The organism is Kosakonia sp., assembly GCF_032052965.1.
GTDB lineage: Bacteria > Pseudomonadota > Gammaproteobacteria > Enterobacterales > Enterobacteriaceae > Kosakonia.
Genome location: NZ_DAMBVN010000006.1, coordinates 138,353 through 151,882, shown reverse-complemented (window position 1 = coordinate 151,882; position 13,530 = coordinate 138,353). Strand labels below are relative to the sequence as shown.

General features: G+C 54.9%; 12 protein-coding genes. 7 read left to right on the top strand and 5 right to left on the bottom strand.

Annotated features, from left to right (window positions below):
* Positions 1–293 precede the first annotated feature (293 nt).
* On the bottom strand, positions 294–782 hold the full coding sequence (locus RTX30_RS10095) for a 2-oxo-tetronate isomerase (RefSeq protein WP_312689507.1): 489 nt from the start codon (positions 780–782) through the stop codon (positions 294–296).
* Between the two features lie 322 nt (positions 783–1,104).
* Here RTX30_RS10095 and RTX30_RS10090 point away from each other — a divergent pair, with 322 nt between their 5' ends.
* The 7 genes from RTX30_RS10090 (at position 1,105) to RTX30_RS10060 (ending at position 10,787) form a co-directional block, all read left to right on the top strand.
* The gene (locus tag RTX30_RS10090) at positions 1,105–2,424 is read left to right on the top strand and encodes a cation:proton antiporter (RefSeq protein WP_312689379.1); all 1,320 of its coding nucleotides are present in this window, start codon (positions 1,105–1,107) and stop codon (positions 2,422–2,424) included.
* Positions 2,425–2,625: 201 nt separating this feature from the next.
* The gene (gene rbsK, locus RTX30_RS10085) at positions 2,626–3,837 is read left to right on the top strand and encodes a ribokinase (protein ID WP_312689377.1); all 1,212 of its coding nucleotides are present in this window, start codon (positions 2,626–2,628) and stop codon (positions 3,835–3,837) included.
* A 42-nt stretch (positions 3,838–3,879) separates the two neighbouring features.
* On the top strand, positions 3,880–4,803 hold the full coding sequence (locus RTX30_RS10080) for a dihydrodipicolinate synthase family protein (protein WP_312689376.1): 924 nt from the start codon (positions 3,880–3,882) through the stop codon (positions 4,801–4,803).
* A 77-nt stretch (positions 4,804–4,880) separates the two neighbouring features.
* Positions 4,881–5,369, top strand: a complete 489-nt coding sequence (locus tag RTX30_RS10075) for a YhcH/YjgK/YiaL family protein (protein ID WP_312689374.1) — start codon at positions 4,881–4,883, stop codon at positions 5,367–5,369.
* Entirely contained in the window at positions 5,366–6,661 is a 1,296-nt protein-coding gene (locus RTX30_RS10070; RefSeq protein WP_312689373.1) for an MFS transporter, read from the top strand. The genes RTX30_RS10075 and RTX30_RS10070 overlap by 4 nt, the downstream gene beginning before the upstream one ends.
* Positions 6,662–7,059: 398 nt before the next feature.
* The gene (locus tag RTX30_RS10065; RefSeq protein WP_312689371.1) at positions 7,060–9,030 is read left to right on the top strand and encodes a methyl-accepting chemotaxis protein; all 1,971 of its coding nucleotides are present in this window, start codon (positions 7,060–7,062) and stop codon (positions 9,028–9,030) included.
* Between the two features lie 119 nt (positions 9,031–9,149).
* Positions 9,150–10,787 carry a methyl-accepting chemotaxis protein gene (locus RTX30_RS10060; protein WP_312689369.1) on the top strand — a complete coding sequence of 546 codons (1,638 nt, stop codon included), beginning with the start codon at positions 9,150–9,152 and terminating at the stop codon, positions 10,785–10,787.
* A gap of 47 nt (positions 10,788–10,834) precedes the next feature.
* Here RTX30_RS10060 and RTX30_RS10055 read toward each other — a convergent pair whose 3' ends face one another.
* From RTX30_RS10055 to ycgZ, 4 genes are all read right to left on the bottom strand, one after another.
* Positions 10,835–12,259 (bottom strand): alpha/beta hydrolase, encoded by a 1,425-nt coding sequence (locus RTX30_RS10055; RefSeq protein WP_312689367.1) that lies wholly within the window; start codon positions 12,257–12,259, stop codon positions 10,835–10,837.
* 212 nt (positions 12,260–12,471) lie between these two features.
* Complete coding sequence (locus RTX30_RS10050) at positions 12,472–12,750, bottom strand: biofilm development regulator YmgB/AriR family protein (protein WP_312689365.1); 279 nt, start codon at positions 12,748–12,750, stop codon at positions 12,472–12,474.
* 39 nt (positions 12,751–12,789) lie between these two features.
* On the bottom strand, positions 12,790–13,101 hold the full coding sequence (locus RTX30_RS10045) for a hypothetical protein (RefSeq protein ID WP_312689363.1): 312 nt from the start codon (positions 13,099–13,101) through the stop codon (positions 12,790–12,792).
* A gap of 147 nt (positions 13,102–13,248) precedes the next feature.
* Entirely contained in the window at positions 13,249–13,488 is a 240-nt protein-coding gene (gene ycgZ / locus RTX30_RS10040) for a regulatory protein YcgZ (RefSeq protein WP_312689361.1), read from the bottom strand.
* Positions 13,489–13,530 lie beyond the last annotated feature (42 nt).

Here is a 13,530-nt window from a genome sequence, read left to right as displayed (position 1 = left end):
CATCGCAGCAACGTTGGCGGTCAGAAACAGGGATGCAGCAAATAAGGCCACAGACGTGGCCCTTGATAAACGGTTATTTTTTTACCGGATCCGGTTTTTTATCCCCTGATTCCGGTGCTTCATGTGGGTCGTCTTTATCGATATACGACATGTTCACCTCCTGATACTCAAATAAATCACTATAGTCCGCCTTACGCAAAAATAACCAGGCGGCACAAAATAGCGCGGTGGATTACTCTCTCGTTGAGAGAACTATTTCATCGTAAAACATCTTATTACGAAAAGAATTCACATTATTCAGACAATAACGTAATGAGGTTATTCAGCGCATAACTTGCCGCCTGCTTAATAACCGTTTCGCTGTCACCGGAAAAATGTTTCTTCTCGGTAGTAATATTTCCGTCGGGTAATTGCCAGGCAAACCAGACCGTCCCGGCAGGCGTACCGTCTTCACCGCCATCAGGGCCGGCATAACCGCTGACTGAGAGGCTGACGCTGGCCCCGGATCGCTCGGCTGCGCCTGCTGCCATCTCTTTAACAACCTGCTCGCTGACGGCCGTCCAGGCGGCGAGCGTCTGGACATTAACACCCAGCATGTTGATTTTTGCCTCATCCGTATAGGTGACAAAACCGCTGCCATAGAACGACGGTGTATCTTCCGCCGCACACAGTTGCGAAGCAATCAACCCGCCGGTGCAGGACTCTGCTGTCGCCAGTTGCAACTGTTTTGCGACCAATACGCGGCCTAACTCACTCGCCCCAGATGTAAATGTGTTCGTCATCATTACCTCCTGACCCAAAGAATTTCTCGCGCTGCCACATCGCACTCAAGGAGTATATTATTGTGCTCTGCCTGGGCAGTTATCTGAATTTTATTCCACACACCTTTATTTAGGCTATGCACGCTTCCTCTCCTGACATATTTATTATTACCTGGCGAAATAAAGGTTAGAGTAAAATAGTAAAAAATGAAAACACGCTCGCAGGTTAAATATCTTTCACATACTCTCGCAGAAAGTACCGTTGCGCTTGTTGGTTTTCTGGAATATCTCCGGCGCAGCAGCTATACCCTTTGAGGTGTCATGTATTTAATCATGGAGATCTATGGGTTATCTGGCGTGGACGGCGGCAACGGGCTGCCTGTTATTACTGATGTCGCTCTCTTACGGCTGGATCAGCCGCATTCCGGTACCGGTGTTTGGCCTCTATTTACTCACGGGCATCGCCTGCGGCCCGTGGGGGTTTAACATCATTCATCTTGATCTTATTGCTCATGCACATTTAACCAGCCGCATTACCGAAATCGCTATGGCGGCATCGCTGTTTATCACCGGGCTGAAGATTCGCCTGCCGCTCACCTCTTCATACTGGCGCATGGGCGTCACACTCGCGCTGCCCGGCATGCTTTTGACTATCGCCGGGTTGATGGTCGCGGCGCACTTTCTGCTTAACCTGTCGTGGCCGTTGTCACTGGCGCTAGCCGCGATTCTGGCCCCGACCGATCCGGTGCTGGCCAGCCTGGTGTCAATCAATGACGCCCGTGATGACGACAGACTGCGTATTGCCTTGTCCAGCGAGGCGGGGCTGAATGATGGCACGGCGTTGCCCTTTCTGATGCTGGCGCTGCTGTGGCACCACGCAGGCGGTGCAATTCATCATGAAGAGTGGCTCAAATGGCTGGGCGTCGATCTGGTGTGGGCCCTGGTGGGAGGGCTGCTGATCGGCTTTTTGCTCGGGCGGTTAGTTGGCCTGGTGGCCACCCGTTCACGCCACGCCCAGGGCGAAGTCGCTCCAAGTGATTTTATTGCGCTGGCCCTGATCTGCCTGAGCTTTTCGCTGGCGATGGCGGTAAGCGCTTCCGGTTTTCTTGCCGCGTTTGCCGCAGGGGTCGGGTTGCGCAGCGCCGAAGTCAGCGTGCAGAAGCGGCATGCCGGGGAAGAGCAAGATCCGGATCTGCCCGCGGAGATGCAGGTCAACCCCCATACCCGCCACGATCTGGAAGAGCATAACCCCATAAAATCGGTCGGGCTGGTCATTGGCGATGCCCTCTCCTTCGGCGATACGGTCGAGCGCATTTTTGCGGCCGCGCTGGTGATTGTGCTTGGCGTAACCCTGTCGCAGCACTGGGATCTTCATGCTCTGCTGCTGGCGTTTATTTTGTTTATCGTCATCCGCCCGGCGGCGGTGTTTATCCTGACATGGCGCTCGCAGGCCTCGTTACTGCACCGGCTTAGCCTTGGCTGGCTCGGTATTCGCGGTATCGGTAGTCTGAATTACATTGCCTACGCCTGGGTGCATGGTTTGCAGGGGAGCGGTGCCAACCTGCTGACCGACACCGCCATCACTGTGGTGACTGTCAGCGTGCTGTTACACGGTATTTCAGTGATGCCGTTACTCACGCTGCGCCGGAAAAAAGAACAGTAAACCTTTCTCCTCTCAGCAGCATTTTTTCCACTGGCAAGTCCTGTTAACCCCCACTCTCAGGGGCACGCTCTCGCGCTGCTCCCATCCCCTTCTTGTCGCGTCCCTTTTTGTTTCCTTTTGTTTTGACCTGCCTTAGAGGATTTCTGTCACATTCTTACAAACAATCACACCCGTATTCTTTTAACAAATCAGGAGATTTCTATGTTTTTGCAGGAACGACGACAACAGATCCTTCGCTGGCTGGATCAGCACGAGCGCGTCACGGTGAACGGACTGGCGCGAACGCTTGCGGTAACCCGGGAAACCATTCGCAGCGACCTGAACGCGCTGGCGAAACAGGGATTGATCCAGCGCTGTCACGGGGGTGCCATCATGGTTCGTCGCAATCTGCAAGCGCGCCTGATCAGCGAAACCGGGGATGAGTTTGAAGTGTTATTGCGAAAACTGGAAAACACCATCCCACAGCGTCGGACTGAAGCAGAAGGAAAAAGCATGAGCGGTAGGGTTTGTATTCTCGGATCATTTAATGTCGATATCGTGGCCAGGGTAGCGCGTTTTCCCAAAGGCGGCGAGTCGTTGTTGGCGCTAAGCAGCGCGCTCGGCCCCGGCGGTAAAGGCGCAAATCAGGCCCTGGCGGCAAGCCGGGCGGGGGCAAATGTGCATTTTGTTTCCAAAGTCGGTACCGACCAGTTCAGTCAGTTCGCTTTCGACCACTTATCTGGCTCCGACATTCACTCTTTTAAGCTCTATCAAACAGAAGCGGAACCCACCGGCAGCGCCATCATTTATGTCTCGCAAGAGAATGGCGAGAACATGATTGCCATTTATTCCGGTGCAAATCAGACCCTCACCGATGGCGAAATCGCCGAAATGGCTGATGAACTGGCGCAGTCGGATGTTCTGCTGGTGCAACTGGAGAATAATTTTTCCGCCACGCTTAACGCCATCAAGCTGGCCCATCGCATGGGGGTGCGCGTGATCATGAATCCGGCACCTTTCTCAATGGATGTGCTGGCCTGTCTTGATTACCTCGACCTGATTACCCCCAACCAGACAGAAGCCTCGCTGCTGTCGGGCATTGAAGTGGTCGATCTTGCCAGCGCGAAGCAGGCCGCGCAGGAAATTGCCCGTCTCGGCGCACGCCGCGTGGTGATCACCATGGGCGCGCAGGGTGCGCTGCTGTATGACCAGCAGCAATTCCAGCATATTCCGGCCTTTCCTGCCGTCAGTGTTGATACAACCGGCGCTGGCGATGCCTTTAACGGTGCGCTTGCCTCGGCCCTGGCGGCAGGCCACAGCATCGTGCAGGCAGCCACGCATGCTTCCGCCTTCGCCTCGCTGGCCGTCGAACGTGAAGGTGCGGCGAACATGCCCAATCGTGAACAGGTTGCCGCCCGCTTGTCGCAGCGTTAAACCCCCTTTTATCGCGGCGACTGCCGCACTCAGGAGAATAAAATGAAACCGATCGAAGGCATCGTGCCTGTGATGTTGACCCCGTTTACCGCCGACAATCAGATTGATTATCCGGGGCTTGAGAAGCTGATTAACTGGTATCTGACAGAGGGTGTCGATGCGCTGTTTGCCGTTTGCCAGTCCAGTGAAATGCAGTATCTGACCCTCGACGAACGCGTGGAACTGGCAAAGTTTGTGGTCAATAAAGTGGCGGGCCGTGTGCCGGTTATCGCCTCGGGGCATATCAGTGATGATCTGCAGCAACAAAAAGAAGAACTACTGGCCATGGCGCAAACCGGGATCGACGCGCTGGTGCTGGTGACCAATCATCTTGACCCGCAGCAGCAGGGCAGCGAGGTCTTTTACCGCACACTGCAAGCACTGCTTGACACCCTACCGCCGTCACTGCCGCTGGGCCTGTATGAATGCCCGGCACCGTATCGCCGTCTGTTAAGCGATGAAGAGTTCCGTTTTTGCGCCACCAGCGGGCGCTTTGTGGTACTGAAAGATGTCAGTTGCGACTTGCCTACGGTGCAACGCCGCGTGGCGCTGGCGGCGGGCACACCACTGCAGGTTATTAATGCTAATGCCGCCATTGCCTGGCCCGCAATGCAGGCCGGTTCCAAAGGCTTTAGCGGTGTTTTTACCAACTTCCACCCGGCGCTGTACCACTGGCTTTACCACCATGGTGCCAGCCAGCCGGAAAAAGCGCAGGAACTGTCGCTGTTCCTCTCCTTGAGCGCGGTAACAGAAACGCTGGGCTACCCGAAAAACGCCAAAATTTACCACCAGCATCTCGGCACCTTCGCCAGCGAATTTTGCCGGGTAAACAAAGACAACGTCCTGGAAAAATTCTGGGGGCTCAGCGTGCTGCTGGAGCAAATCCGTGAAGGCACCGCGATCTGGCAACAACGTATTGCCGACTAACCCCGGCGCGGGAGGGGTTGTTCCCCTCTCACTCTGCACCTTACACCCGCCAACGATAACGATACGGGGAAACACTCATGATTGTTTGCGATCGCTCAGACTGGGCGAAAGAGAAGTCTGCCTTCCATCCGATAATTGATCATGCCATCAGTTGGATTGCCAGTACCGACTTTTCACAGCTGGCACCGGCAAAATATGACATTTTACCGGGCAATAAAATGTTCTGCCTGTTACAGGAGATGGAGACCGAACCCGCAGCGCAGCGCCGGGCAGAATCCCATCGGGAGTATGTTGATGTTCAGTACCTGCTGGCGGGGGAAGAAACCATCGGCGTGGCGCGCCCGCATGCCAGCCACCGCGTGGTGGAAGCTCGCCACGAACACGACATCGTCTTTTACCAGCACACGGTCAACGAATCGATGATTTCGCTGACGCCGGGTATGTTCGCCCTCTTTTTCCCGCACGATATCCACCGCCCTTGCTGCGACACGCACGGCACCTCGCGGCTGCGTAAAGCAGTCATCAAAATTCATTGCAGCCTGTTTCAGCAAGGAGCCGCACAATGAAAAGCGCCACTGATTCCGTTATACCGGGCAACATCGCCGTACCGGGCCAGACTGGCGTGGTCGGGCGTTTACGCTGGGGGATCATCCTGATCCTGTTACTGGCAGCGATTGTCAACTATCTCGATCGCGCTAACCTGAGTATCGCCAACACCACCATCGCCGCAGAGTTTGGTTTTTCGCAAACCGAAATGGGTCTGCTGCTTTCGGCTTTCCTCTGGCCTTACGCGCTGGCGAATCTGCCGGCAGGCTGGCTGGTCGATAAATTCGGCCCGAAGCGAATATTCTCTGCCGCGCTCTGTTTATGGTCCGGCTTTACGGTACTGGCGGCCTTTGTGAACAGCTATAGCTTTTTCTATGGCCTGCGTATGATGCTGGGCATTTCTGAGTCGCCGTTTTTCACCTCCGGTATCAAAATCACCCACCGCTGGTTTGGCGACAATGAACGTGGATTACCTACCGCCGTCATTAATACCGGCTCACAAATTGCGAATGCTATCGCGCCGCCGATCCTGACGATCCTGCTGCTCGCCTTTGGCTGGCGCGGCATGTTTATCGCCATTGGTCTGCTGGGTTTGCCGTTGTTGGTGGCATGGTGGAAGTTTTATCGCGATCCCGATGCGCGTGAAGAGATGCTGCTGCATGCCGGTCAGCGTCAGAACTCCCCGGCGCAGGCCAGTGCGCAAACCAGCTGGGGAGCGCTGTTCCGTTACCCGGCGACCTGGGCGATGGTGATCGGTAACTTCTCAATTATGTTTACCATCTGGGTTTATTTGACCTGGCTGCCGGGCTACCTGGAAAAATCGTTGGGATTCAGTCTCAAAGCGACCGGCTGGATTGCCTCCATCCCGTTCCTTGCCGGGATCCTTGGCGTACTGGTGGGCGGCATGTTGTCTGACCGTCTGGTGCGTCGCGGCCTGCCCGCCATCACCTCGCGCAAGGTGCCGATTGTGCTGGGTGCCGCGCTGGCCGCCTGCTTTGTGGCCCCGATTCCCTTTGTCGACAGCACGCCGCTGGCGATTGCGTTGCTGGCGATGGGCTATTTCTTTTCACAAATGCCGCAAGGTGCGCTCTGGACACTGGCCAGCGATATCGCGCCGAAGGATCAAGTCGCCTCGCTGGGCGCTATCCAGAACTTTGGCGGGTTCCTGGGGGCGGCACTGGCACCGATTGTGACTGGCATTATCCTTGATGCCACCGGAAAATTTACCTACGTCTTTTTACTGGGCGCAGGCTTGCTGTGCCTTGGCGCACTGAGCTACAGCCTGTTTGTGCGTAAAAAAATCTCTGCCTGACGTTAAGCGGTAGCCCGCGGGCTGCCGCTTTTTCCCTCTCCGTTTTTATTATTGAAATAAAATAACGTTCCTTGCTTAAGTTTTCTTAAGTATTTTCTTAGCACAAGATCACAATATTAAAACTCTTTTTAACCCTGTAATTCTATTTCGCTGCGGCCGCTTCGTTTTCACCTGATAATTAGCGGCATGGCGCTGCGCAGCATAATAATAACCGGCGTTAGCAGATTAAAGTTCTTCTGCAGGCGGGCGATAACACTCCTGTGTTGAATAACAAAAACAGCCTGCGCCTTTAAATAAAAAAATGCCCGCGCACGGAACCGGCTTAAAAGTAACATAAATTCACCAGGATGTTTTGCCCAAAAACCAGCAGTTAACTTAATAAAAATTAAGGTGAAAATATGTCCTTACTGAAGGCGATGAAAAATCTGTCGGGCGGTTCTCTGCGCAACCGGCATCACCCTGCAAATGGCATTTATGATTGCCAGCAACTGCCCGCTTCATTATCCGCTGCGGGCTTGAGTCATCGCGCTTCCGGCATTCTAATGACGTTTGTGCCTCCGAATGCCGACTATGCGCAGGTCAGCCAGGCCTGGCAACGCTTTAACTCGCCAAAATTAACCGTGTTGACGCTCTCATCCAGCGGTGCGCTCAGTAGCAGCGGCCGGGAAACCACCTACTGCGACGGTGCCGGTCAACAAGGCAGCTGGTTAATGCTGCCCGAGAGTCTGATTGCAAAGCATGAAGTCCATGTGGTTGACCTGCACGTCAACACGACGCATACGGCAACCGATCGCATCCGGGCCATTCAACGCGAGTTAGAAGCCCTGCAGGTGCGAATGCCCCTTTCATCCGATCGCACCTTTGCAATGGTTTATTGCGACGGTCTTTCTGCCTCCGAAGGCTTTCTGATGCAGGCCTGGTATAACAGCGGCCGTTTCCCGTGCCTCGCCATCGGCGGCTCGGCAGGTGGCAAGCTGGCGTTTGACGGCACCTGGATTAGCGTGGGCGGCAAAGTCTTACAGGGCAAAGCCGTGATTATTTTCTGCCAGATGGCCAGCGGAAAAGGGTTCGCCCCGTTCAAAAGCCAGAACTTTAAGCCGCTGAAAAAAAGCTGGCTGATTGCGCAGGCCGATCCCGTCGCCCGGACCGTAACGTCGGTGTTTAATGAGCAGGGCCAGCAGCAGTCCTTTACCGCCGCGCTGGCGCAGCACCTGCGTTGTGACGAGCAGCACCTGACAGAGGGGCTGAAAGGCTTAACCTTTGGCGTCAAAGTCGGCGATGAGTACTTTATTCGCTCGATTGCTAAAATTGACGCGCAAGGGGTGCACTTTTTCTGCGATCTTGAGTTTGGCGACCGGCTCTATCTGCTGGAAGAAACCGATTTTAAACAAGCGACCCAGCAAGACTGGAAAGCGTTTATTGCTGAGCTTGGCAAACCTGCCGCGATCCTGATGAATGACTGTATTTTGCGCCGCCTTGGCAGCGAATCGCAGCTGCATAATGCGCACTTCTTTAAGGGCTTACCGGCGGCCGGGTTTTCCAGTTTTGGTGAAATTCTCGGTGTGCCCATCAACCAGACGTTATCGGCGCTGGTCTTTTTCAATCACCGGGTAAAAGCGATGGCCCACTTCCCGGTGGAGTACGCCAGTTATGCCGGACACTATGCCCAACGCGGCTTACGCCGCTGGGAAGCGTTAAATGACTTCCAGACGGGGGTTATCAATCGCGTGGTGGCTTACCAGCAACAGCTGGCACCGTTAATGGCGGCCCTGCCGATGCTGGAAGCCGCTACACAAACGCAGAATGAGACGCTGGGGCTGGCGGAAAACAGCATCCGCTCGATCAGTGACATCGCCCTGCAGAGCCAGCAGGCGCAAAGCCGGCTGGTGGAAGGTCTGGACGCGCTGGAAAAAATTTCAGTTGGTATTAATGAAATCACCAGCGGCATCAGCAACATTGCGTTTCAGACTAACCTGCTGGCGCTCAATGCCGCTGTTGAAGCGGCGCGCGCCGGTGAAGCGGGCCGAGGTTTTGCGGTCGTCGCCAGCGAAGTTCGCCGGCTGGCGCATTCGTCTAAAGAGCAGGCCGATGCCACCGCAGAAAATATTAACCAGGCAGTGAGCACCATTTCGCGCATTCGCGACGTGGCGAACAACACCGTTGAAACGGCGAATAACATGGCGCAGCACTCGATTTCCGCTGCCGATACTATCGCCAGTATGAGTCAGAAAACCACCCATGAGCGTGAAAATATTGCTCAGCATTTAAGCAGCCTGCACGCCCTGACCTCCGGCATGGATGCCATGCAGGAAGCCGTGGCGCAATTGACGGTTCTGCAACAGCTTTCGACCAGGCAGGTGCACCACTGAGAGTTAATTCTGCTCGTTGTAATGCCAGACAGAGATGGCAAGGTATTTGTGGAAGGACTCCCGCATGCATTTTTTTATTAACGTTTTGATTGATAGCAATGAATTTACCGGGAGTGTTTATGAATATTACCAGGCGTTTATTACTGACGTTTTCACTGTTGATTATTAGCCTGATCGTGACCAATGTGATCTCAATGATTTCATTGTCGAAAATTGGCAGTAATAATGAATATTTTCAGGAAAATATCCTGCCCAGCCTTAATGTGATGAATCAGGAAACCATCAAACTGACGCAACTGCGCGCCAAATTATTTTTGCATGGCCTGGCGACAGATAAAAACGAGATGGATACCATTAAACAGGACGTTGGGAAATCTTATGATGAACTGCTGGCCATGCATCAGCATTATCTTAACGACCTTGTGTCTGACGATCATGACCTGGAATTGTCGAAAAAGACGCAGGCTGATTTGCAAAGCTTCCGCCCGGTAATGGATCACTATTTTGCTATCTCCGACAGCAACGATCGCAACGCGATTGTGGGCGCCATGCGCCCGGGCGGCGTCATTGCCGCCAGCGTCGATACCCTGATTAAGGACTTCGCGGACCAGGTAGCGTATAACACCAAACTGGTCGACGAGGCGAATAAGGCCAGCAGCACCATGATCAGCAACGCAATCATGATCTCGGCCATTGCTACCCTTGCGGCCACCTTTGTACTGGGTATTTTTGGTCTGTTGACCGTGCTGGGCATCAAAAAACGGCTGAACGCGATGAAAGATGGCATGGTGAATATCAGCGAAAATCTGGACCTGAACCAGACGCTGGAAGCCGGACGCGCGGATGAGATCGGCACGGCGGTGAATGCCTTTAATGCACTGTTAGGCCGGATGTCCGAAGCGCTGGTGATGGTTCGCGCCGCGTCCCATTCGGTGAGCACCGCAGCAAACCAGATTGCGGTCGGCAACAACGAGCTGGCAGCCCGTACTGAGCAGCAGTCCGCTGCGGTCGTTGAAACCGCCGCCAGCATGGAAGAGTTAAGTTCGACGGTGAAACAGAACGCGCAGAACGCCCAACAGGCCAGTGTGCTGGCCATCGCCGCGTCGGACAGCGCCAGCAAAGGTGGCAATGTCGTTGGCGCGGCAGTAGCGCGGATGAAAGAGATCAGTGAAAGCTCGCACCGCATTGCCGATATTACCTCGGTGATTAACGGCATTGCCTTCCAGACCAACATTCTGGCGCTTAACGCCGCCGTTGAAGCCGCCCGTGCCGGCGATCAGGGGCGTGGTTTCGCCGTCGTCGCCGGTGAAGTCCGCTCGCTGGCCCAGCGCAGTGCGCAGGCAGCAAAAGAGATCGAGACGCTGATCCAGGAATCGGTTTCTCAGGTAGCGGAAGGTACCCGCCAGGTTGATCTGGCCGGGGAAACCATGAGCGGCATTGTCCACTCTGTGACGCAGGTGAAAGATCTGATGCAGGAAATCGCCGCCGCCTCGGATGAACAAAACCGTGGCATCTCGCAGATTGCGCAAGCGATGAGCGAAATGGACACCACCACCCAGCAGAACGCCGCACTGGTACAGGAGTCGACAGCTGCTGCAGGCAGCCTGGAAGATCAGGCCACCAAATTGCAGGAAACGGTGAATGTGTTCCGCCTGCCGGGAGCCCAGCATGCGCCTACAGCACGGGTCAGCGGGCTGAAAACACCGCGCCTGGCGGCTGCATCCGGCCCGTCAGATGCCGGATGGGAAACGTTTTAATCGTTAAAAATCCGCTCCAGCCTGCCAGCATAAACTGGCAGGCTGCTTCAGTGCGCGTTATCGATACGCGCCTCTACCTGCGCCATCATCCACGGATAAAAGGGATTGGACGTTGCACGCATCAACGTATCCAGCCCGACAACCAGCGTCGAACTCTCTCCGCGGGGTGAAATAACCCCCAAACTGATGCCATAGCGTTCTTTCTGCGCTGGCGCACTGCCATATAACGAATCCTCCGGTGGGAACGGCACGGCGACATGAGACAGGGAGTACATGTCCTGCGGCCAGGCGATAGTTAACGGCTGCCGCGTCTCTGTCTGCTCCCCGGCTTCGGTAATGCGCGCCTCGGTTTGCACGCTATGGGGCGACATGTTTGCAATCACCACCGTGCGGTAGCGGCGCGGCGGCGCAGGCAGCAACGTATTCACTGCCGAGTAGGACGAGGCGCGGAACAACACGCCGAGATCCGCGGCCTGGTTAATATCAAACACCACCAGTTCACTGCCGTTGGCTGGCAGCCAGCGATACAGCGACTCCACCACCGCACGGGTGCTGACAGTCGAATCCATTACCGACTGAAAGGTGAGTACCGGGGCCAGCTTGTCGAGCAGCCCACTGCGTGACGCCTGCTGAATTTGCTGTTGCAGCGCCTGGGTCAGTAACCAGGATTGCCGCGCAGCATTCACCGGAAACGAGTTGTACTTCCAGGGGTTAAACTCTGGCACCACATTCAGCCAGGCGGTGCGGGCGAATGCCGGGAATGCCGACGGCCAGCCCGCCAGTCCGGCAAAGCGCGCATAGGCGGTGACGCCAATCATCGGCGATAACAGCACAATTTGCTGCGGCTTTGGCAGACGCGGATCCTGCAGGCTATCGAGGGCATATTTTAAGGCCAGCGCCCCGCCATTGGAGTAGCCGACGAGGTGCAATGGCACCTTGTCTCCTGCCCGTCGCGTGGCTTCACGCACTGCCAGACGGGTCGCCGCCACCCACGCCTGCCGTTTGACCGTGGCAAGCGAACCCGGCGCGGTGCCATGCCCGGGCAGGCGCGGCACCACAGCGACATAACCCCGCTGTTGATACGCCTGTGCCAGGTAATGCACGCTGTAGGGGGAATCCGTCAGGCCATGCAACAGCACCACGGCACCGCGCACTTTGCCTTGCGGCAGCAGAATAAATGTTCGGTTCCAGTCGGGGTCAAAGCGTTGCGGGTAAACCGGGCTTTGCGCCGAGAAGCGGTTAAGGCCCGTTTTCTCCTCACTGCTTAGCGCATCTGTGATGTTGCGTTGCATGTCGCGGAAAATGGCCGCTTCACGTGCCTGATAATCGGCAAAAGTTGCGTTATCGATCTCGCTGGCGCGCATTTCATCCGCCGACCCGGTGTGCCAGCGGTGCAGAGAAGGCCCCTTCTCAGACTGGTAAACCCGCCCGATGAAGAACACCGCTGCCAGCACAACCACGCCAATAACCATTTTCTTTACCAGTGGCTTCAGCTTAATACGTAACCTCTCCACCCTGTGCGATGCCGTTTGCAGTAATACAGGAGTCTGGGTGTAATTACGCGCGATTGCAAACCCGGTGACCTGCCCCTTTCAGCCGTGCGGCTCTGCGCGAGCGCGGCAGACTCAGGGCAAAAAAAATCGCCACGGGCGAAAACCTGTGGCGAAGATGAGCAAGCGGGAAGTTAAAGGTCATCCGTGGTATGGCGAACTACAATTTCCAGTGTTTTGCGAATGATGTCGCTTTTCACAACATCCTCAGTCGATTCCAACATTTTTATCAGCCCAATGATGATGGCTTTATTCGTAATATGCTTACTGTCAGCGAGGATATTACGAATAACAGCGCCTAATATGGCAGACTCTTCCGCCAGCGACTCACCCGCATTAAGAAAATATTCGGCGAGTGCCTTATCGGGCAAATCCGCATACCCTACATATTGTTCAAGCATCATCTGGCTCATGTATTGATACCATTGTTCAAAAGGATGCCCGTGCTGCAGTCAGTGTTTTTTACTGCCGCCGGACGGTTGTTGGAGACTGAAAAGATGATAGACATTATCCCGGTTCCCATCGTCCCATGGTGTTGACGGTTTCGCAGGCTTATGGCCTGCCCCGGCAAAATTATCGCTGCTGATTTCGGCGATAATGTTGCCCAGCGTCTCTCGACGCTGGCTATCCGGTTCACTGGCTTCCATCGCCTGTAACCTTCTTATCAATGCCAGCGTGCTGATCGGCGCATTCTCATTGAGGAGCGACAACACGGCCACGCCTATGAGTTCATCTGTCAGTTGCTCTCTTTCACTACTTGTCATAACTGCATCTCAGATTGCCGCTTTTAACCGAACCGCAGAAGATATTCTGGCAGTCCGCTGGAGGGGCCGGCTTCATGCTGCATCAGCCGTCCAGGCTAACGTTTCCCACCAGAGGTCACTTAAAAGCTCGCAAGTGTTGCGCTTACATTAACGATCAAACAGCAGACCAATCAGCGCATGATAGTGGCTCTCTTCTTCCTGACTTGTGGCCATTTCCAGGCGGGCCAGCAATTTTGAACAGATTGCTTTGCGGCTCAGATTGCGCCCCTCTTTAAGGATCTCTACGGTAATTTTCCCCAATATTTCTTGCTGACCTGGCAGCGTCGCACGGTTGAAGTAGCGATTAATGGCGTTTGCTGTTCCCGGAACTAAACTGTTCTGTTGCATCTGTTACTCCTGTAAGCTCAGTGGTCAGTCAATGTAGAATTA

Bases quoted from the DNA above. Each gene is read 5' to 3' on its own strand.
- RTX30_RS10095 (WP_312689507.1), bottom strand. From the start codon at position 782: ATGACGAACACATTTACATCTGGGGCGAGTGAGTTAGGCCGCGTATTG.
- RTX30_RS10090 (WP_312689379.1), top strand. From the start codon at position 1,105: ATGGGTTATCTGGCGTGGACGGCGGCAACGGGCTGCCTGTTATTACTG.
- rbsK (WP_312689377.1), top strand. From the start codon at position 2,626: ATGTTTTTGCAGGAACGACGACAACAGATCCTTCGCTGGCTGGATCAG.
- RTX30_RS10080 (WP_312689376.1), top strand. From the start codon at position 3,880: ATGAAACCGATCGAAGGCATCGTGCCTGTGATGTTGACCCCGTTTACC.
- RTX30_RS10075 (WP_312689374.1), top strand. From the start codon at position 4,881: ATGATTGTTTGCGATCGCTCAGACTGGGCGAAAGAGAAGTCTGCCTTC.
- RTX30_RS10070 (WP_312689373.1), top strand. From the start codon at position 5,366: ATGAAAAGCGCCACTGATTCCGTTATACCGGGCAACATCGCCGTACCG.
- RTX30_RS10065 (WP_312689371.1), top strand. From the start codon at position 7,060: ATGTCCTTACTGAAGGCGATGAAAAATCTGTCGGGCGGTTCTCTGCGC.
- RTX30_RS10060 (WP_312689369.1), top strand. From the start codon at position 9,150: ATGAATATTACCAGGCGTTTATTACTGACGTTTTCACTGTTGATTATT.
- RTX30_RS10055 (WP_312689367.1), bottom strand. From the start codon at position 12,259: ATGGTTATTGGCGTGGTTGTGCTGGCAGCGGTGTTCTTCATCGGGCGG.
- RTX30_RS10050 (WP_312689365.1), bottom strand. From the start codon at position 12,750: ATGAGCCAGATGATGCTTGAACAATATGTAGGGTATGCGGATTTGCCC.
- RTX30_RS10045 (WP_312689363.1), bottom strand. From the start codon at position 13,101: ATGACAAGTAGTGAAAGAGAGCAACTGACAGATGAACTCATAGGCGTG.
- ycgZ (WP_312689361.1), bottom strand. From the start codon at position 13,488: ATGCAACAGAACAGTTTAGTTCCGGGAACAGCAAACGCCATTAATCGC.